This window comes from Winogradskyella schleiferi (assembly GCF_013394655.1).
GTDB classification, from domain to species: Bacteria; Bacteroidota; Bacteroidia; order Flavobacteriales; family Flavobacteriaceae; genus Winogradskyella; species Winogradskyella schleiferi.
This window is the reverse complement of sequence record NZ_CP053351.1, coordinates 4456832-4483319: the sequence shown is the minus strand read 5'-3', so window position 1 is coordinate 4483319 and position 26488 is coordinate 4456832. Positions and strand designations below refer to the sequence as shown.

General features: G+C 33.5%; 22 protein-coding genes and 1 tRNA gene. 13 read left to right on the top strand and 10 right to left on the bottom strand.

The genetic code is table 11. The features are described from left to right. Nucleotides 1–55 precede the first annotated feature (55 nt). The 3 genes from HM990_RS19445 (at nt 56) to HM990_RS19435 (ending at nt 3961) form a co-directional block, all read left to right on the top strand. Nucleotides 56–844, top strand: coding sequence for an AAA family ATPase (locus HM990_RS19445; RefSeq protein ID WP_178991627.1), 789 nt, complete (start codon nt 56–58; stop codon nt 842–844). Between the two features lie 213 nt (nt 845–1057). Then, nucleotides 1058–1984, top strand: coding sequence for a PfkB family carbohydrate kinase (locus HM990_RS19440; RefSeq protein ID WP_178991625.1), 927 nt, complete (start codon nt 1058–1060; stop codon nt 1982–1984). Between the two features lie 78 nt (nt 1985–2062). Continuing rightward, nucleotides 2063–3961: an amidophosphoribosyltransferase gene (locus tag HM990_RS19435; RefSeq protein ID WP_178991623.1), complete on the top strand. Its 1899-nt coding sequence runs from the start codon at nt 2063–2065 to the stop codon at nt 3959–3961. A 573-nt stretch (nt 3962–4534) separates the two neighbouring features. Here the strand turns inward: HM990_RS19435 and HM990_RS19430 are convergent. Then, nucleotides 4535–5143 carry a superoxide dismutase gene (locus tag HM990_RS19430; RefSeq protein ID WP_178991621.1) on the bottom strand — a complete coding sequence of 203 codons (609 nt, stop codon included), beginning with the start codon at nt 5141–5143 and terminating at the stop codon, nt 4535–4537. 114 nt (nt 5144–5257) lie between these two features. On the opposite strand from HM990_RS19430, the gene HM990_RS19425 reads away from it, so the two are divergent. From HM990_RS19425 to HM990_RS19405, 5 genes are all read left to right on the top strand, one after another. Then, nucleotides 5258–8389: a UvrD-helicase domain-containing protein gene (locus tag HM990_RS19425; protein WP_178991619.1), complete on the top strand. Its 3132-nt coding sequence runs from the start codon at nt 5258–5260 to the stop codon at nt 8387–8389. A gap of 40 nt (nt 8390–8429) precedes the next feature. Continuing rightward, nucleotides 8430–9623 (top strand): glycine C-acetyltransferase, encoded by a 1194-nt coding sequence (gene kbl / locus HM990_RS19420; protein WP_178991618.1) that lies wholly within the window; start codon nt 8430–8432, stop codon nt 9621–9623. Nucleotides 9624–9759: 136 nt separating this feature from the next. Beyond that, entirely contained in the window at nt 9760–11157 is a 1398-nt protein-coding gene (locus tag HM990_RS19415; protein ID WP_178991616.1) for an OmpA family protein, read from the top strand. Between the two features lie 67 nt (nt 11158–11224). Then, on the top strand, nt 11225–13990 hold the full coding sequence (locus tag HM990_RS19410; RefSeq protein ID WP_178991614.1) for a PD-(D/E)XK nuclease family protein: 2766 nt from the start codon (nt 11225–11227) through the stop codon (nt 13988–13990). Next, nucleotides 13987–14826 (top strand): alpha/beta hydrolase family protein, encoded by an 840-nt coding sequence (locus tag HM990_RS19405; RefSeq protein ID WP_178991612.1) that lies wholly within the window; start codon nt 13987–13989, stop codon nt 14824–14826. Before HM990_RS19410 ends, HM990_RS19405 begins: the two co-directional genes overlap by 4 nt. A gap of 11 nt (nt 14827–14837) precedes the next feature. Here HM990_RS19405 and HM990_RS19400 read toward each other — a convergent pair whose 3' ends face one another. From HM990_RS19400 to HM990_RS19375, 6 genes are all read right to left on the bottom strand, one after another. Then, complete coding sequence (locus HM990_RS19400) at nt 14838–15668, bottom strand: response regulator (protein WP_178991610.1); 831 nt, start codon at nt 15666–15668, stop codon at nt 14838–14840. A gap of 41 nt (nt 15669–15709) precedes the next feature. Next, entirely contained in the window at nt 15710–16546 is an 837-nt protein-coding gene (locus HM990_RS19395) for an IS3 family transposase (RefSeq protein WP_178987653.1), read from the bottom strand. 8 nt (nt 16547–16554) lie between these two features. Continuing rightward, complete coding sequence (locus tag HM990_RS19390; protein ID WP_178987625.1) at nt 16555–16953, bottom strand: transposase; 399 nt, start codon at nt 16951–16953, stop codon at nt 16555–16557. 24 nt (nt 16954–16977) lie between these two features. After that, complete coding sequence (locus HM990_RS19385) at nt 16978–18522, bottom strand: sensor histidine kinase (protein ID WP_178991608.1); 1545 nt, start codon at nt 18520–18522, stop codon at nt 16978–16980. Nucleotides 18523–18918: 396 nt separating this feature from the next. Then, a tRNA-Ala gene (locus HM990_RS19380) sits at nt 18919–18992 on the bottom strand. 21 nt (nt 18993–19013) lie between these two features. Further along, complete coding sequence (locus tag HM990_RS19375) at nt 19014–19811, bottom strand: universal stress protein (protein ID WP_178991606.1); 798 nt, start codon at nt 19809–19811, stop codon at nt 19014–19016. 46 nt (nt 19812–19857) lie between these two features. Here HM990_RS19375 and HM990_RS19370 point away from each other — a divergent pair, with 46 nt between their 5' ends. Genes HM990_RS19370 through HM990_RS19360 form a run of 3 tightly spaced genes read left to right on the top strand, consistent with a single transcriptional unit; the run spans nt 19858 to nt 21895 of the window. Beyond that, nucleotides 19858–20358, top strand: a complete 501-nt coding sequence (locus HM990_RS19370) for a GNAT family N-acetyltransferase (protein ID WP_178991604.1) — start codon at nt 19858–19860, stop codon at nt 20356–20358. After that, on the top strand, nt 20355–21689 hold the full coding sequence (locus HM990_RS19365) for an MATE family efflux transporter (RefSeq protein ID WP_178991602.1): 1335 nt from the start codon (nt 20355–20357) through the stop codon (nt 21687–21689). The genes HM990_RS19370 and HM990_RS19365 overlap by 4 nt, the downstream gene beginning before the upstream one ends. Before the next feature lie 29 nt (nt 21690–21718). Next, nucleotides 21719–21895, top strand: coding sequence for a hypothetical protein (locus tag HM990_RS19360; protein ID WP_178991600.1), 177 nt, complete (start codon nt 21719–21721; stop codon nt 21893–21895). 107 nt (nt 21896–22002) lie between these two features. Here the strand turns inward: HM990_RS19360 and HM990_RS19355 are convergent, their stop codons facing one another. Next, on the bottom strand, nt 22003–22632 hold the full coding sequence (locus HM990_RS19355) for a 2OG-Fe(II) oxygenase (protein WP_178991598.1): 630 nt from the start codon (nt 22630–22632) through the stop codon (nt 22003–22005). A 113-nt stretch (nt 22633–22745) separates the two neighbouring features. On the opposite strand from HM990_RS19355, the gene HM990_RS19350 reads away from it, so the two are divergent. Next, nucleotides 22746–23198, top strand: a complete 453-nt coding sequence (locus HM990_RS19350) for a 6-pyruvoyl trahydropterin synthase family protein (protein ID WP_178991596.1) — start codon at nt 22746–22748, stop codon at nt 23196–23198. Then, entirely contained in the window at nt 23191–23961 is a 771-nt protein-coding gene (locus HM990_RS19345; protein ID WP_229719323.1) for a UDP-2,3-diacylglucosamine diphosphatase, read from the top strand. The genes HM990_RS19350 and HM990_RS19345 overlap by 8 nt, the downstream gene beginning before the upstream one ends. A gap of 6 nt (nt 23962–23967) precedes the next feature. On the opposite strand, the gene HM990_RS19340 is transcribed toward HM990_RS19345, so the two are convergent. Further along, complete coding sequence (locus HM990_RS19340; RefSeq protein ID WP_178991594.1) at nt 23968–25236, bottom strand: MFS transporter; 1269 nt, start codon at nt 25234–25236, stop codon at nt 23968–23970. A 95-nt stretch (nt 25237–25331) separates the two neighbouring features. Continuing rightward, nucleotides 25332–26393 (bottom strand): OmpA family protein, encoded by a 1062-nt coding sequence (locus HM990_RS19335; protein WP_178991592.1) that lies wholly within the window; start codon nt 26391–26393, stop codon nt 25332–25334. Between the last annotated feature and the right edge of the window lie 95 nt (nt 26394–26488).

The following is a 26488-nucleotide window of genomic DNA, read 5'->3' as shown; positions in this document are numbered from 1 at the left end:
AACAGAATATTTACGATAAATATACGTATATTTATCGTAAATTAGACACCTAAAATTGCCATACCTAAAAACCCTAAATATCAATACCGATCGTACGCATCCATTTCCGTACGATATTCCTGCCATTAAACATGCTAAGCATCTAGATTTCTCTAACAAAATCAGTTTTCTGGTGGGCGAAAATGGCTCTGGTAAGTCCACCCTTTTAGAAGCTATTGCCTGCAGATTGCAATTGCCGCACATGGATGGTGTTGGCTATTCTAAAAACAGTTTCGATGGCGCAAAAACCTTATTGCCATATTTAGAATTAACTTGGCAAATTGAACGTTCGGTCGGTTTCTTTTTTAGGGCTGAAGATTTTGGGGATTATCTCAACAGCGTGCATCGTGTTGGTACCACAATTGAATACCAAATGGGAGATATTGGAGAGGACATCCCTAGCCAAATTATTAAAGACATGAAAGATAGCGCCAATTATCAATTACGGAGAATGCGCCAAAATTATGGACAAGAACTCGATGCGTTTTCGCATGGCGAAGCTTATCTTCATATTATGAATGAAATGATCAACTCCAGAGGCATTTACCTATTGGATGAACCTGAAGCAGCGTTGTCGCCTGCAAAGCAATTAACCCTTATTTCGTTTTTGAACCAACATTTAAAAATACATAATTCACAATTTATTATTTCCACGCATTCACCACTGTTGATGGCTTATCCTGATGCAACAATTTATGAAATCACACCGCATAGCATGGAAAAAACCAATTTAGAAGATACAGAACATTATATGGTTATGAAGTCTTTTTTGAATAATCCAGACGCTTATTTAAGGCATCTTTAATTTTATTTGTACCTCAGAAAATTCAATATTTCACAAGAATTTAATTTTACGTAAATTTTTTCTGTAAGGACAAAATTTCACTTTAAAAAAGCAAGAAATTTTCTTTTACTTAAAGAACCTCTTTGTTAATATGTGATTTTTTTTAATTTGATAGTTAAGAATTTTCAAATAAAAAAATTCACGTACTTTTGCAACTTAATACAAAATTAGGTGATGAGTAAATTAGTGATTGTTGGTACGGTAGCTTTTGATGCTATTGAAACCCCTTTTGGGAAAACAGACAAAATCCTTGGAGGGGCTGGCACCTTTATAGGTTTAGCAGCTTCAAATTTTAATGTAGATGCTGCAGTTGTTTCTGTAGTTGGAGGCGATTTTCCACAAAAATATTTAGACTTAATGTCTGATAGAAAAATTGATGTCTCTGGTATCGAAATCGTAAAGGAAGGAAAAACGTTTTTTTGGAGCGGGAAATACCATAACGATATGAATTCTCGCGATACCTTGGCCACGGAACTAAATGTACTCGCTGATTTTGAACCTGTAGTGCCCAAAAACTACAAAGATGCCGAAGTGGTCATGTTAGGTAATTTGCATCCAAGTACACAAATGAGTGTGTTAAACCAAATGTCTAAAAAACCAAAATTGGTCATTTTAGATACTATGAACTTTTGGATGGATTGTGCCTTAGAAGATTTACACAACACAATTAAGCATATTGACGTTATCACTATAAATGATGAAGAAGCTAGACAATTAACCGGTGAATATTCACTGGTCGTTGCAGCTAGAAAGATTCATGATATGGGACCAAAATATGTAGTAATCAAAAAAGGTGAACATGGCGCTTTATTGTTTCATGATGATAATGTATTTTACGCTCCTGCCCTTCCGTTAGAAGAAGTCTTTGATCCAACTGGAGCTGGTGATACATTCGCTGGTGGCTTTGCTGGTTATTTGGCAAAAACAGGCGATTTTTCTTTTGAAAGCATGAAAACAGCCGTCATCTATGGTTCAACACTTGCATCCTTCTGCGTTGAAAAGTTTGGAACTGAGCGCATGCAAAACTTAACAGATAAAGAAATTTATAAACGATTAGACCAATTTAAGAGTCTAACACAATTTGATATCGAATTAAATTAAACCTATGCGCTCATAATTGAGCGCATTTTTTTATTCTGAATTAGTTTCAGAATCTCTAAAATAAAGAGGGGAAAAACAATGAGTGACGCGTTAAAACATGAGTGTGGAATTGCACTTATTAGGCTATTAAAACCTTTAGATTACTATAAAGAAAAGTATGGAAGTGCTTTTTATGGTGTTAACAAGATGTACTTAATGATGGAAAAACAGCACAATCGTGGACAGGATGGTGCTGGATTTGCAAGTATAAAATTAGACGTAAAACCTGGGGAACGTTATATCAGTCGGGTGCGTTCTATAGCACAACAACCTATACAGGATATTTTTGCCCAAATCAATGAACGGATTAATGATGAATTAACTAAAAATCCGGAATACCAAGACGATGTTGATTTACAAAAAAAGAACATTCCATATATAGGTGAAGTATTCTTAGGTCACGTACGATATGGAACCTTTGGAAAAAACAGTGTAGAAAGTGTTCATCCGTTTTTAAGACAAAACAATTGGATGCACAGAAACCTCATTGTGGCTGGTAACTTTAACATGACCAATGTTAACGAGCTTTTTGACAACCTTATTGAAATCGGTCAGCATCCAAAGGAAAAGGCCGATACCATTACTGTAATGGAAAAAATCGGTCATTTTTTAGATGATGCGGTTTCAAAAATTTATAAAGATTTAAAAAAAGAGGGTTATAATAAAAACGAATGTTCTCCATTAATTGCAGAGCGCTTAAAAGTTGGTAAAATATTAAAAAGAGCAGCAAAGAATTGGGATGGTGGTTATGCCATGGCAGGATTATTAGGTCATGGTGATTCTTTTGTTTTAAGGGATCCTTCAGGAATAAGACCAGCTTATTATTATAAAGACGATGAAATTGTTGTGGTTGCCTCAGAACGTCCTGTTATTCAAACAGTTTTTAATGTGCCTTTTGAATCGGTAAAAGAACTAGATCCTGGTCATGCGATTATCACTAAAAAATCTGGTACTACTAAAATCAAGAAAATATTAGAACCTTTAGAGCGTAAGGCTTGTTCTTTTGAACGTATTTATTTTTCTCGTGGTAGTGATGCCGAAATTTACCAAGAACGAAAAAAGCTAGGTCGATTATTAATGCCAAAAGTTCTTGAGGCCATTGATAATGACACCAAGAATAGCGTGTTCTCATATATACCTAATACTGCAGAAACCTCATTTTATGGTATGATTGAAACGGTTGAAGAACATCTCAACCAACGAAAAACGAAATCCATTCTCAGTGGAGGTGGTAAACTCTCGGCAGAAAAGGTTACCGAAATTTTATCTGAACGACCGAGAATTGAAAAAATAGCCATTAAAGATGTTAAGCTAAGAACTTTTATTACTGAAGATAGCAGTAGAGATGATTTGGTAGCACACGTTTATGATGTAACGTATGGCGTAATTAAACCGACCGATAACCTAGTGATTATTGACGATAGTATTGTAAGAGGTACAACGTTGAAAAAAAGTATCATTAAAATGATGGATAGATTAAACCCTAAAAAAATAGTAGTGGTTTCTTCTGCACCTCAAATACGCTATCCAGATTGTTATGGTATAGATATGGCAAACCTAGAAACTTTAATCGCTTTTAGGGCAGCTTTGGAATTATTAAAAGACAATAACAAATACCATATTGTTGAAGAGGTCTATAATAAATGTCTCGAACAAGTAAACATGAAAGACAAAAATGTGGTTAACTACGTAAAAGAAATATACGATAGTTTTTCAGATGAAGAGATTTCAGATAAGATTTCTGAATTACTTGGTGGAGAAGATATAAACTCCGAAGTTAAAATTATTTTTCAACCTGTTGAAAATTTACATACAGCGTGTCCAAAAAACTTAGGCGACTGGTACTTTACAGGGAATTATCCAACTCCTGGTGGTAATAGAGTTGTAAATAGAGCTTTTATTAATTTTTACGAAGGGAATAAAGAGCGTGCCTACTAGATATTAACATAAAAAAAGCTTTTTATCCGATAAAATACGTATATCATCGGATTTTAATGCACTTTGTCCGATTTTTGATTCATTTTAACAAATTACATCTACATTGGTATCACCATAACATAAGTAGGTTAAGTTCATGGTAGATTTGGGGCAAAAAAAGGTGAACTTGTTTCACCTTTTTTTATGCCCTTTAATTAAAGTAATACTTTAAGTTATAATTTCTATTAAGACCTAATCTTACAGTTATTTAGTCATAAACACGGTACTTTCCACGCTTAGACTAATTTATAGGTCGTTTGTCCAAAAAATTGAATGCGTTCACAATGTCCTCTTATATTTGACTCACCATAACATAAGTAGGTTAAGTTTATGGTAGATTTGGGGCAAAAAGGGTGAACATCTGTTCGCCCTTTTTCATTTTATACCAACGAAAATAGGTGTCTCATTAATTTCACGTAAAAATTCAAATTCATACTATAAAAAAATCCGAGCCTTTTTATTTAGGCTCGGATTTTTTGTTTCAAGATAACTGCAAGGATTAAAAAATCTTACAGCAATATTTTTTATATATTGTTACTTAGCTTCAGCATATCGTCTCTCAACTTCGTTCCAATTAATGACATTAAAAAACGCCTCAATATATTCTGGTCTTTTATTTTGATACTTTAAATAATAAGCATGCTCCCAAACATCCAGTCCTAAAATCGGTGTGCCTCCGCAACCAACGCCTGGCATTAATGGATTATCTTGGTTTGGCGACGAACAAACTTCAACCTTTCCGCCTTTGTGTACGCATAACCAAGCCCAACCTGAGCCGAATTGTGTTGCAGCCGCCTTAGAAAACTCGTCTTTAAACGCCTCAAATGAACCATACTTTGATTCAATTGCATCTTTTAAGTCTCCAGACAAACGTCCTTTTCCTTCAGGATTCATAACCTCCCAAAACAACGAGTGATTGTAAAATCCACCACCATTATTTCTAACAGCTTTGTTATCCTTATCCAAATTGATAAGAATATTTTCAATTGTTTTTCCTTCTAAATCCGTGCCTTTAATAGCATCGTTTAATTTATTTGTGTAGCCTTGGTGATGTTTAGTATGATGAATCTCCATTGTGCGAGCATCAATGTTAGGTTCTAAAGCATCGTAAGCATATTTTAATTTCGGTAATTCGAAAGCCATAATATTTTTATTTTAATTGGTTAATAAATTGTTTGAATTCAAATTTACAATTTTGTCCATAATTTTCTCTTAATAAACTATTAAGATTCCTTATTTTGGTATAAAATTTATCTTTTGCTAAATTCAGCCTTCAAAATATATAATGCCTCTGCCGGTAGTGGAAAAACATTTACACTAGCCAAAGCCTATTTAAAAATACTTATTCAGTCTAAAAGCTACGACCAATTCAAATCCATATTAGCCATAACGTTTACCAACAAAGCCGTTGGTGAAATGAAAGAACGGATTATAGACATGTTGAAATCTTTTTCTTCAGAAGAAAGCCTAACTAATCCACATCCAATGTTTGTTGCGATTTGTGAAGAGTTAGACATTCAACCAGAAATTCTTCACAATAAATCAAAACACATCCTCAAACATATCATTCATAATTATGGAGCTTTTGATATTTCTACCATCGATGGTTTTACACACAGAGTGATTAGAACTTTTGCTCACGATTTAAAATTACCAGTAAATTTTGAAGTCGAATTAGATCAAGAGCGTTTATTAAACGAAGCCGTTGATAGTCTTATAGCTAAAGCAGGAAGTGACAAAACCTTAACCAAAGTCCTTGTAGATTTTGCGATTGAAAAAGCCGATGACGATAAAAGCTGGGACATTAGTTATGACTTTAATAAAATTTCGAAATTATTGGTCAATGAAAATGATCTTTTTGCTATTAATACTTTAAGCTCCAAAACGCTAGAAGATTTTAAGGTTTTAAAACAACAACTATCAAAAGAAATTCTTCAACTAGAAGAAGCTATCGTAAAAATTGCCCATACAGCCTTAACGCTTATTCAGGAATCAGGCTTACAATTCGATGATTTCAACAGAAGTTCACTTCCCAAGCATTTTGAGAAATTAAGTGATAAGCAATTTTCGGTTGGTTTTGAAGCCGCTTGGCAGAATGATCTAATTGAAGGCAATTCCCTGTATCCAAAACGTGTTTCTGAACATGTTGCTTCAACCATAGAAAGTATTCAACCACAATTAGCGGACCATTTTTTTAATTCAAAAAGGTCTATTTTCGAGGTAAAGCTTAAAAAAGGATTTTATAGAAATATCACACCACTTTCAGTTCTAAATGCCATTAAACTTGAATTGGATACTTTAAAATCTGACCAAAATAAAATGTTGATTTCAGAATTCAACACCATCATAAGTAAAGAAATTAAAAATCAACCTACACCTTTCATTTATGAACGTTTGGGTGAGAAATTCAAACATTATTTTATAGATGAGTTTCAGGACACCTCAAAAATGCAATGGGACAATTTAGTACCACTATTAGATAATGCACTTTCAGCAGCCAATGGTGATGCCATGTTGGTTGGTGATGCCAAGCAAGCGATTTATAGATGGCGAGGCGGCGAAGCAGAACAATTTATTAAACTATATAATAAGGTCGATAATCCTTTTCAACTTGAAGCTGAAGTATTGCCATTGGAAACCAACTACCGAAGTGCAAAAGCGATTATTGAATTTAATAATTCGTTTTTCGCCTATCTCAGTGAAACTGCTTTTAGTGAAGATGCTTACGCTGACCTTTTCAAAAAAGCAAAGCAAAAAAATCATAATGCTTCCGAAGGTTATGTGAATCTTAATTTTTTAGATGTTCAGAAAGACGACGATATCCATCAATTATATGCTAAAGAAGTTTTAAACACCATAAAACAATGTCAAGAAAATGGTTTTCCACTAGATGACATTTGTGTTTTGGTCAGAAAACGAAAAGAAGGTGTTGCCATTGCGAATTATTTGAATGAAAATGGCATAAAAATCACCTCTTCGGAAACCTTGCTCTTAAAGAATTCGGATAAGGTTAATTTTATTAATTCGTTTTTAAAACTACTCATTCAACCTACAAATGATAGTTTAAAAATCGACATTCTTTCCTATTTAGCAGAACAACATCAAGTTGGAGATAAACATCAATTTTTCATGGCGTATCTCAAGAAAAATCTTGACGAGATGTTTTCAGAACTAAAGCATTTAAATATTTATATCGACAAAAACCAATGTCTTCAACTACCGCTTTATGAATTGGTAGAACATGTCGTTAGACAATTTAATTTGAATACTGAGCCCGATGCCTATCTTCAGTTTTATTTAGATGTCGTTTTGGAATTCACACAAAAGCAAAATGCAGATGTTGGCGGGTTTATCAATTATTTTGAAAATAAAGCGGACAAATTAACTGTAGTAACTCCAGAAAATATGAATGCGGTTCAGATTATGACCATTCATAAATCGAAAGGTTTGGAATTTCAAGTGGTTATTTTTCCTTATGCAGACCTTAATATATATAAAGAACTGGAGCCTAAGGTTTGGTTTCCTGTTAAAGCTGAAGATTATAATGGTTTCGATATGTTGCTACTTAACTATAATAAGGATGTCGAACATTTTGGGGATTTAGGAAATCAAATTTACAAAACACATCAATCGCAATTAGAATTAGACAATCTCAATTTACTTTACGTGGTTTTAACTAGAGCTGTTGAGCAATTGTATATCATTTCTAAAAAGGATATGAGTTCAAAAGGCCTTGTGAATGAAAACACCTATGCAGGCAAGTTTATTAATTTTTTGATTAAGGACAATAAATGGAACGATAACCAATTGAATTATAATTATGGTACGTTAAAAACAAATGAAACTATCATAGAAAAAGAAATTACTTCAAGTGCCCTAAAATTAATTTCAGTTCCGAAAGAAGACCATAATTTGAATATTGTAACTAAATCTGGCTTACTTTGGAATACACAACAAGAAGTAGCCATTGAACGTGGTAATTTGGTGCATTTAATTTTATCGAAAATCAAAACGGTTGGAGATCTCGATGTTGCGTTTAACAATTTATTGGTTTCAGGTGATGTGACCTCTGAAAATAGTGAAGCCTTAAAAAGCTTAGTTATAGAGGTCATAAAACACCCTAAATTAGAACCTTATTTTCAAGATGATTTTAAGGTTTATAATGAACGAGATATTATTACCAGCTCCGGTCAACTTCTCAGGCCTGACCGTTTAAATATCAATTCAAAAAATGAAGCGATAATAATTGACTACAAAACTGGTGATGCTAAGGAATTTCATGCAAATCAACTTAACGATTATGAAGCTATTTTAAATAAGATGAATTTAACGGTGACTCATAAACTATTGGTTTATATAAATGATACAATTGAAGTTCTTGAAGTCTAAATAATCCTAGTATCTTTGCTTAACAATCAAAATTAAAAAGATGTACGGAGATATAAAAAATCATTTACAACAAGAAATAGAATCTATAAAAGACGCTGGGCTTTTTAAGGAAGAGCGTATAATCACTTCGCCTCAAGGCGCGGAAATAACTCTAAACACAGGTCAAAAAGTACTGAACTTTTGTGCTAATAATTATTTAGGCTTGTCCTCACATCCAGAGGTTATTCAGGCCGCAAAAGACACTTTGGATACACACGGTTTCGGGATGTCCTCTGTTCGTTTTATTTGTGGTACTCAAGATATTCATAAAGAATTGGAACAAAAGATTGCTGATTTCTATGGCACTGAAGACACGATATTATATGCTGCTGCTTTTGATGCCAATGGAGGTGTTTTTGAACCCTTATTAACGAAGGAAGACGCTATAATTTCAGACTCTTTAAACCATGCTTCTATAATAGATGGTGTTAGATTGTGTAAAGCCGCAAGATATCGTTACCAAAATAATGATATGACGGATTTAGAAACGCAATTAATTGAAGCAAATGCAAATGGTGCTCGATTCAAAATTATTGTAACCGATGGTGTATTTTCTATGGACGGTTTGGTTGCACCTTTAGATAAAATATGTGATTTGGCAGACAAGTACGATGCTATGGTTATGATAGATGAATGTCATGCCACAGGTTTTATTGGAGAAACTGGCATTGGTACACTTGAAGAAAAAGGCGTTTTAGGCAGAATTGACATCATTACCGGAACTTTAGGGAAGGCAATGGGTGGTGCGATGGGAGGTTACACTACAGCAAAAAAAGAAATTGTAGAGTTATTGCGTCAACGTTCTAGACCCTATTTATTTTCAAACTCTTTGGCTCCAGCAATTGTTGGCGCATCTATTAAGGTATTTGATATGCTCAAAAACGATACAACCTTGAGAGATAAAGTAGATTGGAATACAAAATACTTCAAAAAAGGCATGAAAGAAGCTGGCTTTGATATCATAGATGGCGATTCTGCTATTGTCCCAGTAATGTTATACGATGCAAAACTATCGCAGAATATGGCGAACATGTTATTGGAAGAAGGTATTTATGTTATTGGTTTCTTTTATCCTGTGGTGCCAAAAGATAAAGCTAGAATTAGGGTACAATTATCCGCTGCACATAACCAAGATCAGTTGGATAAAGCGATTTCTGCTTTCATTAAAGTTGGAAAATCACTTAATATTATCTGATATCATATAATTATTGATTCAAACACGCCATTTTAGGGCGATTTCCCAATAATTTTATATATTTGTCTTTGTTAATAAAATTTAACATCTTACTTTTACCAACAATTAACACTTAAAAATTAAAATTAATTAGAATATGAAAAATCTTAGCAGATTATTTTTTGTTGCAGTGCTTATCGCAAGTTTTAGCACTTCTAATGCTCAAGACAAGAACAATCCCTGGGCTATTACAATTGGAGCTAACGCAGTTGACGTTTACCCAGTAGGAGAAGACACACCACAAGGTGACTATTTTGACGAGTACTTTAATGTATCAGACCATTGGAACATTCTTCCTTCGCTTTCTACGGTCTCAATTTCTAGATATCTTAGTGATGGTTTCACCTTTACTGCTAAAGGTTCTATCAATAGAATTGACAAGTTTGGTTCTAATTTCGATCCTGTAACAGGTGTAGAAACTACAAACAATGTTGATGATTTAACTTATTACGGACTTGACGGTAGAGTTTCTTACAGCTTTATGGAAGCTTTGGACTGTAAAGTTTTCGACCCTTATTTAGGCGTTGGTGGTGGTTACACTTGGGTAGATGAAATTGGAGCTGGAACTTTAAACGGAACCGTAGGTTTAAATCTTTGGTTTACAGAAAATTTAGGTTTATCACTTGAATCTACATACAAGCATGCTTTTGAAGATTATTTACCAAAACATTTCCAACATTCAGTTGGTCTTACATTTAAGTTTGGTGGTACTGACACAGATGGTGATGGTATCTATGATCAAGACGATGCATGTCCAGAAGAAGCTGGTTTAGAAATCTTTAATGGTTGTCCAGATTCTGATAACGATGGTATCCAAGATTCAAAAGATGACTGTCCTAACACTGCTGGTTTAGCTGAATTTAATGGTTGTCCAGATGCTGATGGTGATGGCGTTGTTGATAAAGATGATAAATGTCCAGATGTTGCTGGTTTAAAAGCATTAATGGGATGTCCTGATGCTGATGGTGACGGTGTTGCTGATGGCGACGATAACTGTCCTAACGAAGCCGGTCCTGCTGCAAATAATGGTTGTCCTTGGCCTGATACTGATGGTGACGGCGTTTTAGACAAAGATGATAAGTGTCCTAATGAAGCTGGAGAAGTTTCAAATAATGGATGTCCTAAAGTTGAGCCAACTAAAGAAGTGATGGCTACTTTAAACGAGTATTCAAGATCTATCTTGTTTAATTCAGGTAAAGCAACTTTCCAAAAGCAAACAGATCAAGTATTACAATCAATGGTGGCTATCTTTAAAGAATATCCACAAGCTAACTTTACAATAGAAGGTCATACAGATAGTGATGGTTCTAAATCGATGAACTTAGCGTTATCTGATAGAAGAGCTAATGCAGTTAGAGACTATTTAATTGCTAATGGTATTAATTCAGATAGATTATCAGCTAAAGGTTACGGTGAGGAAAATCCAATCGCGTCTAACAAAACTAGAGCTGGTAAAAAAGAAAACAGACGTGTAGAAGTGAAGTTGAAAAACTAATCACAAACACCTCTAAAATATATTTTAAAAACGCTCCGAAATTCGGAGCGTTTTTTATTTTTATAAAATGATAGCTTTTATAAAAACCGTACTTCTAGATATTCAATCTAAAAAGTTGAATTTAGAAGATTTATATTTTATACTTCCCAGTAAACGTGCTGGTGTTTTTCTAAAACACCATCTTTCAACATTAATAACCCAACCCATTTTTACACCGCAAATACTCAGTATTGAAGAATTTGTGGAAGACCTTTCGGGTTTACAAACATTACCTAATACAGATTTAATATTTAGACTTTACGAAACCTATAAAAGCCTCACTCCTGAAAATGAACAAGAAACTTTCGAGTCCTTTTCAAAATGGGCACAAATTTTATTACAGGATTTTAATGAAATTGATCGATACCTTATTCCACAAGAACATATTTTCGATTATTTAAGCGCCATTAAAGAGCTTAATCATTGGTCTTTAGAAACCAACAACCCTACGGAACTCATAAAGAACCATCTTAAGTTTTGGAAACAACTTAAAACCTATTATACTGCATTTACAGCAAACCTGTTACAATCAAAGCAAGGCTATCAAGGTCTTATTTATAGAAAAGCGGTTTCAAACTTAGAACCCTATATTGATAAACCCAATGATAAAACCCATATATTTTTAGGTTTCAACGCTTTGAATACCGCTGAAACCGAAATTATACAAGGCTTACTTAATAATGATTTAGCCCACATTTATTGGGATATTGACACCTCTTTTATTGATGATACTATCCACGATGCAGGATGGTTTACCAGACAGCATAGAACGCAATGGCCTTATTTTAAAACTCAACCATTTAATTGGGTAACTTCCCATTATAAGGAAGAAAAAAACATACAAGTTATTGGTATCCCAAAACTGATTGGACAAGCAAAATACATTGGTCAGATTTTAGAAGAATTAACTGAGAAAGATACCAATTTGTCAAAAATTGCGGTCGTTTTAGGAGAAGAACAACTTTTGCTTCCTGTTCTTAATTCAATCCCTAAAACTATTACTAAACTCAATGTAACTATGGGTTTAGCTTTGCAGTTTGTGCCTTTGGCCTCATTCTTTGAACAGTTGTTTGTCACCCATAAAAATAATCCAAGCCAGTTTTATTTCAAAGATGTCATAAGTTTGCTTTCTCATCCTTCTATTTATCCATTATTTGATACTGATACTCATAATGTTTCAAGCGCTATTATTGCCCATATTCAACAACATAATTTAGTTTATCTAACGGTTTCTGAGCTCAATCAAATTGCTAACTCACATTCAGGTTGCATCAATTTAATTTTTAAATCTTGGAAGGATCAACCTGAAATCGCCTTAAAACAGTGTTCGGAACTCATTTTTGAAATGAAAGCCCACTTTGATAAGGACAAACAAAGTCATCGTCTAGAATTAGAATATCTCTACCGATTCCATACCTTATTCAATCAATTGACTGAATTAAATATCAATTATAACTATCTCAATTCAATTGCAGCTTTACAGACCATTTACAAAGAACTGTTGAGTTCAGAAACTTTAGATTTTAAAGGCGAACCGTTAGAAGGACTTCAAATTATGGGTATGCTAGAATCCCGTGTCTTGGATTTTGAGACCGTGATAATCAGTTCCGTCAATGAAGGTATTTTGCCTTCGGGAAAAACCAATAATTCCTTTATTCCTTTTGATGTTAAAATTGAAAATAAGCTACCAACTTTTAAAGAAAAGGATGCTGTATACACCTATCACTTTTATAGGCTTCTTCAGCGTGCGAAAAATGTTTATATTTTATACAACACAGAAATAGACGCCTTAAAAGGAGGTGAAAAAAGTAGGTTTATCACACAGCTTGATATTGAAGGTATTCATGATATTAATCACAAAATTATCACGCCAGAAATTCCGATAATAGAACAAAAATTAACTGAAATTATTAAAACACCTTTAGTTATTGAAGAAATAAAGGTACTTTCTAAAAAAGGTTATTCGCCTTCTTCTTTAACAAACTATATGCGAAACCCTATCGATTTTTATTATGAAAAAATATTGAGTATTAAAGAGTTTGAAGAAGTCGAAGAAAATATTGCAGCTAATACTTTAGGTTCCGTTATTCACAATTCGCTGGAAGATTTTTACAAACCTTTGGAAGGCTCCATTCTAACAGTTGAACATCTCAAAGCCTTTAAAAGTCAAATCAAGGGTATGGTTACCAAGCATTTTGAAAAGCTTTATAACAAAGGTGGATTTTCAAGCGGTAAAAACCTGATCATTTTTGAAATCGCTCAACGTTACATTTCGAATTTCCTGAATCAAGAAATTGAGAGTCTTAAAAGCGGTAATGAGATTAAAATCTTGTTGATTGAAGCCGATGAAACTATAGAAATAAATATTGAAGGTTTAGATTTCCCTATTAAATTAAAAGGAAAAGTAGATAGAATCGATAGCTTTAACGGCGTCATAAGAGTAATTGATTATAAATCTGGAAAAGTAGAGCAAAACAAAGTAGAAATTATTGATTGGGAAGCTATAACCACAGATTATGATAAATACAGTAAATCGTTTCAGATTTTGTGCTATGCGTATATGATGCGCCAAAAGAATCTCATCAATTTACCGATTGAAGCAGGCATTATATCCTTTAAAAACCTAAATGGAGGCTTTTTAAAATTCGGAAAAAAACCATCGTCCCATGCCAGAATAAAAGACCAATTAATAACTGATGAAACTTTAGATAATTTTGAAATTGAACTAAAAAAACTCATCTCGGAAATCTGTAATCCAAAAATTAATTTTATTGAAAAAGCACTGGAAAGATGAATATAAACAAAAACATAATTTTAAAACGAAAGGATAAAAAGCCCATTTTAATTGACGCATTTTATTCTGAAGAAAAAACAGATCAACCAATCGTCATATTTTGCCATGGTTATAAAGGATTTAAAGATTGGGGCGCTTGGAACGTTATGGGAGAACGCATTGCTGAAGCTGAATTTTGTTTTATAAAGTTTAATTTTTCACACAATGGCGGCACTATGGAAAATCCCATTGATTTTCCAGATTTGGAAGCTTTTGGAAACAACAATTACACTAAGGAACTTGAAGATTTAGATGCTATTATCAATTGGTCCCAAAATCATTTCGAAACGAATCCAAACATCAACATCTCAGACATCAACCTAATTGGTCATAGTCGTGGCGGCGGAATTACAATTCTTAAAGCATCGGAAGACCAGAGCGTCAAAAAGCTTATTTCTCTAGCAAGTGTGAGCGATTTTGGTAGTCGCACTTCAACTATTGGTGATTTAAAAGATTGGAAAGAAAAAGGTGTTAAGTATGTTTTAAATGGCAGAACCAAACAGCAAATGCCACACTTCTATCAATTTTACGAAGATTTCAAAGTCAACGAAGATCGGCTTCATATTGAATCTGCCGAGAAACGTTTGAAAATTCCACATTTAATAATTCATGGAACGAATGACACTTCCGTAAGTATTAGTGAAGCAAAAGCCTTACATAAATGGAATCCTGATAGTAAATTGAAGATTATTGAAGATGCAGACCATGTTTTTAATACCAAACATCCTTGGAATAAAAATAAGCTTTCAACTGAACTACACCAAACCGTTGATGCTGTTATAAGCTTTTTAAAATGAAAATGACTGTTTTAAGCCACGTTTAAATTATGCGTATTGATACAAGAACTGATTTTTTCAAAAAGCAAATCTTTTCTTACAGGTTTGGTCATGTAATCATTCATTCCCAAGGCTAAAGCACGTTTCTTGGTTGCTTCGGTTGCGTCTGCAGTCACGGCAATTATTGGAATAGAAGTAATTGACTTCCCTAAATCACCACTTCTAATTATAGCAGTAGCTTCATAACCATCCATAATGGGCATTTGTAAATCCATGAGAATTAAATTGTAAACATCATTTTTTAGTGCTGTAATAGCTTCTTTTCCATTTTCAGCCACTGTAAAGCTAGCGTCAGGGTAACTGCTCAACAATTTTTTTATGACCATTTGATTGAGCTTATTATCCTCAACAATAAGAATATTTAACTTAGTATCTATAGTTTTTATGACTTTAGATGTATCTTCAACTAATTCACTTGCTATACGTTCTAGAGGAATTTCGATAAAGACATCAGTTCCTTCGCCCGCAACGCTTTCTACTTGTAGTGTTCCATTAAACAAGGTTATTAAATGCTTTGAAATGGTAAGCCCAAGTCCTATGCCACCAAATTGACGTTTATTGTTTAAGCGCATTTGGTTAAAACTGTCAAAAATATGGTTTTTACTTTCTTCGTCCATTCCAATTCCTGTATCTGAAATTTGAAAATAAAATCGAGTGATATCGTTAGGTTGTGCTAAACATTTTAATTTTAAATATACATGGCCTTCATTTGTAAATTTTACTGCATTCGCTAAAACATTATTTATAATTTGGGCAAAACGATCTGCATCACCACAAACTTTTAGCGGAATTTCAGAATCCATTTCAAAACTATTGTACTTCCCTGAATAGAGTTGACCGTTTTTTAGTTATTTACTTCATTGTTAAAAATAGTAATTATGGGTCTATTTTTTGGTTTTAAGGTTGACCAATATTTCTCAAAATTGTCTGGGCTCATTTTTGGTAAACTTTTATGTGTTCTTTTTTCATTATAATTCTTAACTGCTTTTGCTACACATTTTTTTAATTGAAAGAAGGTTTCTGGTTTCCAATAATCTAAATATTCTTCTTTTATAGTTCTATTGATTCGTTCTGCATATGCATTGTCCAGTCCACTTAAAGACATACTTATCTTAGTGCCATTGCTTACCAGTAAGTCTATGTATTTACTGTAAGTGTATTGGCTTCCCCTGTCCGAGTTATGGATCTCGGGTGCATTATTTTCCTTGATTGCCATTTTAAGTGCTTCTACATTCGCTTGCGCTCTCATGTTATCAGATACGATAAACCCAACAATCTTTTTTGTATAAACATCTATTATAAACACAGCGTAATAGTGTTTTCCGTTGAGCGGCAGATAGGTTATGTCCGATTGCCATACCACGTTTGGTGCGTTTACCCTTAGACCTTTTATTAGGTTGGGATAAAACTTTTTACCTGCTATTGTTGTGCGTTTATAATTCCTTTTCTTTTTAATTCTGTAACCAAGACCCATCATGGTTTCTATAAAACGGTCTCGACCTATAAAATCCGGATCTAATATATTGTACATCTTTTCTACTCCACAACCAGGATGATCCTCCCGAAGATCATCTGCCTCTAATATTAATTGAGACACTCGACTATCGAAAACCGCTTGCCGCTTTGCATACTGGTTAACGGCTTGTTTACTGATGCCTATGGTTTTATAAAGCTGGTTCATACTAAAACTTAGTGTTTCTTTATGTGTTCTGAACCAGTTGATTGCGGAGTGTTGGAATTTTTTTTGATATCTATACTTAAATCGTCTTCTGCAATATCAATTAGCTTCTCCAAATAATCTATCTTTATCTGTTTACGCCCAACTATGGCTTCAAGCTCTTTTATTCGGGCTTGTTGTTCTTTCATCTTTTGGGCACTACTGTTTTTCATCTCTACAACTCTTGAACCTTTTTCGTTAAAGGTAGAAAATTTATGGATCCAACTGTAAATTGATGTATTGCTTATGTTGTGTAATTTTTCCAATTGAGGCACGCTAAATTGACCAGATTCAAAATCTTTTACGATTTGTCGTTTAAATTCTTCAGAATAAATTCGTTTCTTTTTTAATAGTTTAATGTTTGCTTTCATAAGTTTACACTTTGTTTAAAGTGGTCAACCTATACTAGGGACATACATATAATTCAATTCTTTTTTCTGTGCTTCAAACTTCCAATTATTACTAATGTCCATTAAAATTGAAACAGGGTTGAATTCTTCTTCCTTAAGTTGAAGTTCATTTTTCTCAATACGTTCAAAATCTAAAACATCATTTACATTACTAAGCAAACTCATGGAAGCATTTTTAATGATTTGATACTTCTCTATATTTTCTTTGTCATTATTTGTATCAGAAAGTGCGGATTCTGCCATTCCCATAATGGCATTGATAGGTGTGCGTAATTCGTGACTAATATTAGACATAAAATACGTTTTGAGCTCACTAATTTCTTCAGACTTTTTCAGCGCTAAGGCTTGGGATTTTTCGTTGTCTTGCCTTAATTTTTTAATAAGATTGGTCATTGATAGTGATAATAGAACCACTTCTATACCAGAACCAAACTTAGAACTGTTTAAGGTGTAGAAATTACTTTGTAAGAGTCCTAAATTGTTCATTACAAAACCAAGTAATCCAATAACCAAAAACAATATGCCCAAGCTGAAATATATATCTACAGAAATTCGTTTGTACCACATCGTAAATACAGTAGCTAAAATGAGCAATAAACTGAACAAACCATTGATGTTACTAATTGGATAAGCCAACTCAAAGGTCTTTGGGCTCATAAAAATCATGAAAAACACCATAGCTAAACTTGCATAAATTGCATTGTATGCTTTTTTAAAATGGGCTAAGTTGATATTTACCTTTAAAAAATGTTCACAATATTTAAGCAAAAAGAAATTTGATGAGATGGCTGTTATAAGCACCATTCGGCTATTAAAAAATCCACCGTTTGGAAATAAATATTGATAGATGAAACCATCTAAAGCCGCTTGCATCAATGCAATAGAAAACACGTAAATACCATAGTATAAAAAAGTTCTGTTTTTTAAACTACTATAAAAAAAGAGGTATATAAAACCTGCTAATAATAAAACACCATAAAAAAGACCTAGAAATAACTGTTGCTTATAGTTATTAATAAAAAATGAGGATTCATCATATAATGTAAGTGGGAGATTTATGGCTTCACCATCACTCGAAATTTCCATATAAAACAACTGCTCTTCTTGTGCTGGCAAATCTATTTTAAAAATAATCTCACGATGTTCTACATCACGCTCGCTAAAAGCATTTAGGTCACCATTTTTGAATGTTCTAATTTCAGGTTTAATTTCATACAAATTAATAACATCGGTTACTGGCCGTCCTGTTTTTAGATAATAAGATTTCTCAGAATCCGAGGTGTTTTTCAATCGGAATCTTACCCAATAATTATCAGAGGTAAAACCAAAATCATGGTTGGCGGATTCCAGTTTTTTATAGGATAACTGTTCATTATTTAAAACCTCTTCAATGGAGTAATTTGCTTTATCTACATGGGCATATTCAGAATATTCAAAGAGTTGACCAGATGAACTTTTAGGATCGAAAGCTGGTTTTTGAGCATACAAAGCTGATGCTAATACGTAGGTTAGTAGTAAAATTCGTTTCATGTTTGGGGCATTAAACTGATGCTAACATACAAAAAAAATAATCTAATTAGCTTTTTTCCTGATATTTGGACATAAAAAAAGCGTGCCGAAACACGCTTTTGTGGAGAAGATTGGGCTCGAACCGACGAACCTTCCCGATGTCATCGGGACGCTTTAGCCAACTGAGCCTGCCCGAATGAATTCATTCAGGCGGGCTACATCCTAAAAATTAATTTATTCATCACCTTATACAAAATTGGAATCTGACTTGTAATTTAACATCATAAAAAGTGGTGAACATGTTTTTAACATCAATATTGTTTGGTACTATTCTAGGATACTTTCCAATTCCAAAATTAGTATAGTCAGTAAACCAAAATTATTGGCATAAAAAAAGCGTGCCGAAACACGCTTTTGTGGAGAAGATCGGGCTCGAACCGACGACCTCTTGACTGCCAGTCAAGCGCTCTAGCCAACTGAGCTACATCCCCAAATAATTTTGTAAATATAACTTATTTCAACCCACTTAAAACCAAAACAGGCATTTTAGTACTATGAAAATCCTTCTTTAAAATGGTGTTTTTTTCCCAAAGCTTAGTAAAAAATCCTCTTTTACGCCTTACTACACACAACAAATCAGGATTATTTTCCTTGTAATGCTCTAAAAAAGCCATGAATGTTGTAGGGCTTTCTGCTTTTGAAGTTGTAGTAATGAGCGATTTCAATTCATCATTGATATCAAAATCATGTTTTTTATGATATGGTGTTTTCACTAAAAGTAGTGAGACATCAGCTTTAAATTGCGCTTTAATAGCTTGCAAAGGATATAAGACATTTTCTTTTTTAATCGTTGCGGATTTTAGGGCTAACAAAAGTTTTGAAAATGGTTTAAACGTATAACCTTCAGGAACAATTAAAGCCGGAATCTGCGTTTGCTTTATAATCTTACCAGACGTTTTTCCTAAATAAACTTCCTCTTTTATGGAGTTGGTGCGTGGTTCTAAAACAATTAAGTCAACTTCCAATGCTTTACACACCTTTTCTAACGTGTCTACTAATTTCCCCTTAAACGTTCTAGCAATTACCTCCACACCTTTTTTATCAATTGATGCAATATGACTTTCTAAAAACGATTTAGATTCAGCTTCTAAAATATGATCTATCTTAATCATTGTACCAGCTTTAGTATAAACATTATATATTTGAACTGCATATATTTTTGCACCAAACGCTTTTGCAAAATCTACAGCATATTGTAAATGCGATTGTGCGTTTTTCGAGGAACCAACAGGAACTAATATCGTTTTCATAATTAGAAAATTGAAGTTTATATTGGCACAAAAGTAAACATTATAAATGATTCGTAAGGCAGAAGATAAAGATATTGATTGTATTATAAGCATCACAAAAGCCTGTGCTAAACGTATGATTTCCAAAGGAATTTATCAATGGAACGCATATTATCCCACTTCAAAAGCATTTGAAAAAGATATAAAAAGAAATGAGCTTTATGTATTGGAAATCAACCATCACGTTTCTGGATGCATTGTGATTTCTACTGTAATGGATAAAGAATATGTTCCTATGAAATGGTTAACACCAAATAAAAACAATATTTACATTCATCGTTTGGCTATTCATCCAAAGTATCAAGGATTGGGTTATGCGCAACAACTTATGGCCTTTGCCGAGCATTTTGCTATAGATAACAACTATAGTTTCATTCGATTAGACACCTTTTCACAGAATAAAAGAAACCAAAAGTTTTACGAACTTCGCGGTTATAAACGATTAGGTGATATTTTCTTTCCAAAGCAAAGTAAGTTTCCTTTTCATTGTTACGAGTTAATATTGTGAGCACAACTATAACCTTAAAACAAATCAACAAACTCGCTATTCCTGCATTGATTTCTGGAGTGTCGGAACCTATTTTATCGTTAACCGATGCTGCCATAATTGGTAATATGGAACAGAATGCCACAGTATCTTTAGCTGCAGTAGGCATTGTTACCACATTTCTATCCATGTTAATATGGGTTTTAGGACAAACTCGCAGTGCCATTTCTTCCATTATCTCACAATATTTAGGTGCAGGAAATGTTGAAGCCGTCAAAAATCTACCTGCCCAAGCAATTTTTGTCATTACAGGTTTGAGCTTCATTATTATAGCTGTTACTTTTCCATTAGCATCACAGATTTTCAAACTTTACAATGCTTCTGGAAGTGTCTTGGATTTTAGTGTGGATTATTATCGTATTCGGGTTTTTGGCTTTCCGTTTACCTTATTTACCATTGCTGTATTTGGCACGTTTAGAGGACTTCAAAATACCTACTATCCCATGTTGATTGCGATTTCTGGTGCGATTTCCAATATAGCTTTAGATGTCATTCTTGTTTATGGTGTTGAAGATGTTATACCTGCCATGCACATCAAAGGTGCTGCTTATGCAAGTGTTATTGCGCAACTGATTATGGCCGTACTTTCGGCTTTTTATTTACTTAAAAAAACAGAAATTCCCTTATTGGTTACCTTGCCTTTCAATACAGAAATGAAACGTTTTACTTTAATGATTCTTAATTTATTCGTCAGAACCATAGCCTTAAATATTGCCTTGTATTTTGGAACTAGCTTTGCCACAAAATATGGCGAAAGTTATATTGCAGCCTATACTATTGCCATTAACCTTTGGTTTTTAGGGGCTTTTCTTATAGATGGTTATGCAAGTGCCGGTAATATCTTATCAGGAAAATTATTTGGAGCAAAAGATTACAAAAGCCTTATTGATTTAAGTAATAAATTGATTAAATATGGCATTCTGATTGGAGTTTTTATGGGATTAATAGGTGCTATCTTTTATTACCCACTAGGAAACATATTCAGTAATGACGAAAAGGTGCTCTCTAAATTCTACGACATATTTTGGATTATTCTGGCCATGCAACCTCTATGTGCCTTAGCCTTTATTTTCGATGGTGTTTTTAAAGGGCTTGGTAAAATGAAATATCTCAGAAACGTACTTCTTTTTTCTACACTTATAGTTTTTGTTCCCGTTATTTATTGGACAGATAGTTTAGACTATAAACTCTACGGTATTTTTATAACATTTACGCTTTGGATGGTTGCACGTGGCTTGCCATTAATTATAAAATTCCGTAAAACATTTAATACCCTTGCTCAAAACACTTAAATTTGTTTGATAAAATTCTATTATTGTAAATGAACTTTTTAATTGCCATCCTTCAGGACGTTGATATAAACGAAAAATTAAAGGAAGCGCCAGACAGCAGTTATGGTATTGGTATTTTTATTGGTACACTTCTACCATTTGTGGTTTTGGTCATCATAGCTTTTGTAATTTATAGATATAACAAAAACAGATATAAAGACAGTTAAAATGCATGTTCTTGTCTGTTTAGGCGAAAAACGGCTTATTCCTGATTTTAGAAATTATTCTTATTGTGGTCTATATCCATAGCCGAAATAAGAGACGAAAAGATTATTTAACGTGTTTTTAGCCAGCCTGTTATACTCATTCTTGGCGTGTTTACTGGTTTTACTTCGTGCTCAATAATTTGACTTTCAAAAATTACAATCTTACCAGGAAAAGGATAAATAATTTTGTCTTCTTTATCTAAATATAAAACTAATTCTCCTCCGTTTTCAGGTTTCCAATCTTCACTGTTAAGATAACAAACAAACGATAATTTGCGTCTGTCATCATTCTGAAAAGTATCTAAATGCCTCTTATAAAATGTATCTTTAGGATATATGGCATAGTGAAACTCTTTCTGGTTAATGCCCAAAAAACAGGTTCGGTTAAGATAGTCTTTTAAATCATTTATTTTGTTGAAAAACAATTGCTCAGCAGCATTAATAAAACGTTCATCAATCCAAAGAATAATATCGCCTCTTACCGCTTTTTTGACCACCTCATTTACTTTATTACCTATTGCAGATTTTTTAAAGGTATCTTCCTCGTATTTATGTAGCAAAGACTCACGCAATGCTAAAACCTCAGCATTGGTAAAAAAATTGTCTATAATACTGTATTTTTGAGTCGAAATATCTGAAATGATTTTTTCATACAGTACATTTTCAACAAACGGAATAGCTTCAAATAGCCTGCTCACGTTTGGCTAGGGTAAAAATTATAGATCATAGTCTCTAAAAAAAGTAGGCAAATGTAGTTTAAAAACCAATTCGTTTTACATTTATAATATCTTTGCAACACAAATAAAATAGGATGAGCAAAATTAGGATTACAAAACAATTTTCTTTTGAAACAGGTCACGCGCTTTACGGCTATGATGGCAAGTGCAAAAACGTTCATGGCCATAGCTACCGCTTAAATGTTACGGTAATTGGCAAGCCTATTTCTGATTCGAACAATGTGAAATACGGTATGGTCATTGATTTTGGCGATTTAAAAAAAATTGTAAAAGAAGAAATTGTAGATGTATTTGACCATGCTACCGTTTTCAATAAAAACACACCACATGTTGAATTGGCTAAAGAGCTAGAAGCCCGAGACCACAATGTTTTACTTGTCGATTACCAACCCACTAGTGAAATGATGGTTATTGATTTTGCTGAAAAAATACAAAAACGATTACCTAATAACATAAAATTATTTTCATTAAAACTTCAAGAAACGGCATCTTCTTTCGCAGAATGGTACGCTAGTGATAATGACTAATCCAAATCACATACATCTTCCCAAAGGAAAAAAAGTTTATTTCGCATCAGATAATCATTTAGGGGCACCAACAAATGATGCTTCAAAACCTCGTGAAAAAAAATTTGTGGCTTGGTTAGATGACATTAAGCATGATGCCGCAGCAATTTTTTTGATAGGCGATTTATTTGATTTTTGGTTTGAATATAAAACTGTGGTCCCAAAAGGATTTACCAGAACCTTAGGGAAACTTGCAGAAATAAGTGATTCAGGCATTCCTATTCATTATTTTGTGGGCAATCACGATTTATGGATGAACGGTTATTTTGAAGAAGAACTAGGTATTCCTGTTTATTATAAGCCAAAGGAATTTACATTACACAATAAAACATTTTTTATTGGGCATGGCGATGGTTTAGGACCAAAAGATAAAGGCTATAAACGTATGAAAAAAGTGTTTACCAATCCGCTTTTTAAATGGTTATTCAAATGGGTTCATCCAGATATTGGCGTTAAGATTGGTCAATATATGTCCGTAAAAAATAAAATGATTTCTGGCGATGACGACGCAAAATTTTTAGGCGAAGAAAACGAATGGTTAGCGATTTATAGCAAACGCAAACTTGAAGAAAAGCATCGCGATTTCTTTGTGTTTGGGCACAGACATTTGCCTTTGGAAATTCAATTGAACGAGAAATCAAAATACATTAATCTTGGCGATTGGATTCAGTATTATACGTATGGTGTTTTTGATGGAAAGTCTTTTGAATTGAAGAAATATTAAATCAACCTATTCTTCCCTTTCATGTTCCGCAATATCCTTACGTAAATCAAGTTCTCGCAACGGCTTGTTTTTTAAACCTATTATGGAAACAATTATAAGTGTTGCCGTACCACCAAGTATAACAGCTAAAGGCGCACCAAAAATTCTTGCTGCAATTCCGCTTTCTAATGCTCCTAGCTCATTAGACGATCCAACAAACATGGAATTTACAGCACCTACGCGACCTCTCATGTGATCTGGTGTTTTAAGTTGAAGAATTGTTTGGCGCACTACCATTGAAATACCATCAAAAACACCTGAAAAAAACAGTGCTATAACACTAAGCCACATCAATTTTGAAGCTCCAAAAATTATCATGCAAAATCCAAATCCGAAAACTGAAACCAATAATTTCTTTCCTGTGTTTTTTGTAATGGGAATATAGGTTGTTGCCAACATAGTTAAAATACTTCCTGAAGACAAAGCCGCATTCAATATACCAAATCCTTTAGGTCCTGCATCCAGAATGTCCTTTGCAAATACGGCAAAAATAGCGACCGCTCCACCAAACAAAACCGCAATCATGTCTAAGGTCAATGCTCCTAAAATGACCTTATCATTAAACACAAAACGAATACCGGCTTTCAGGCTTTCCGTTACTGACTCTATGGATCCTTTATTAAGAATCGGTTTTTTACCTATCCGGAATACCAAAACAAATGCCATCATCACTAAAAAAAATATGACACCCAGTGTATAATGAACACCTATCCAAGCAATTAAGAACCCACCACACAAGGCACCAAAAACATTGGCTCCTTTCCATGTACTACTGCTCCATGTAGCTGCATTAGGATATATTTTTTTGGGTACAATAAGTGCTATTAGCGAAAAAATCGTTGGACCAAAGAACGCTCTTAAAACACCTCCAAAAAATACCAATGTATAAATTCCATATAAAATAGAAGTCGTTTCCCAAGAGGATTCAATTTGTTCAGAGGTTAACCAAAACAATCCAAAACTAATTAATGAAAATAACGCAATACAAATGGTAAACAGGTTTCGTTTTTCTTTTTTGTCTACAATATGGCCTGCAAAAGGTGCAAGCAAAAATGCTGGTAAAAACTCGCAAAGTCCTATTATTCCTAAAGCTAGCGGATTTTCAGTAAGCGCATACACTTGCCACTCTATAACCACAAATTGCATAGACCACCCAAAAACCAAAGCAAAACGTACCAATAAAAAAATATTGAATTCTTTAATTCTCAGTGCTGCGTATGGGTCGTTTTTTGACAATTTTGTTTCCAGTTAATAGATCTTGTGAGGTTTCAAAAAACCTGACAGGTCTTACGTTAGTTTACTGCAAATGTAAAATAAGCTGTGGTCTTATTTCAGTTTTGTATCAACTTAAATGCAACACGTCTATTTAATTGCCGGCCTTCTTTTGTTTCATTGCTTGAAATAGGTTGTGTACTTCCAAAACCATAATATTTAATTCTTTTGGAATCGATCCCTTTTGCAATTAAATAATCAGCGACAGCTTTTGCTCTTTCTTCTGATAATTCTCGGTTTCTCATTTCTAGACCAATAGTATCCGTATGACCGTAAATTTCAATATTTAAAATAAATTCTTCCTTTAGATGCTCGTAAAGCTTATCGAGTTCTATTATAGAAACCTCTAATAATTCAGCTTTATCAAATTCGAACAAAACATTTTTAACGGTATAAATGGCATTAGTCTCAATGGTTTCTTTTAAATTTTTAAGTGGTACAATTGAAACATCATCGATGTAATAATATGAAAAGGGCTCATATTTGGATGTTCTGGTTTGCTTTTTTTTAGTATCTGCATTGGTGTTGAAATTTCCTATGACAAAATAGTTTTCAAATCCATCTGCCGTATAAGTGAATGTAACTTCCATCCAATCTTTAGAACTATCATAAAACGTTTTATTAAACGTTGGACGGAATTTTAAATTGGGAATTCGCTTAGCAAGTAATTTAGCATTTAAATTAACCTTGCTTTTAAAAGTATTGAACTTTTCAGACGTCATCATTATCCCAAATTCTTTAAGGGCATATCTCGAATTTTCTGCTAAACTGATATAAAATGCAACCTGGTACTTTTCCCCTTTTTTTAAGGTCGATTTTAAGGTGCCTTGAATATATTCCCTATAATCATTCTTGAAATGCATATAAATTCCGGCATATCCTTGTCCTGTTCTAGCGTTTTGATACCCATTAAAGTTCTTAAACGCCATTTTTTCACTGCACGAATTAAAATAATCTGTTGTTCCGCTATTGGGTATGGTCCAGTTTGTAACATTTTGATCAAACAAACTCACTTCTAATGGACAGTCATGAAATTCTTCAAAACTTGGGTTTAATACCAAATTTTGACTTGTTGAAATAAGACAACTAAGACTGAAGAGAAATAAAATGAGCCGTTTCATAAGGTTTATAATCAACTTAAAGATAGTGGATTATATTTTGAATATGTCAGTTTCTAGATACTGAAATTAATTCCACACAAAATGCCTTCGAGGTT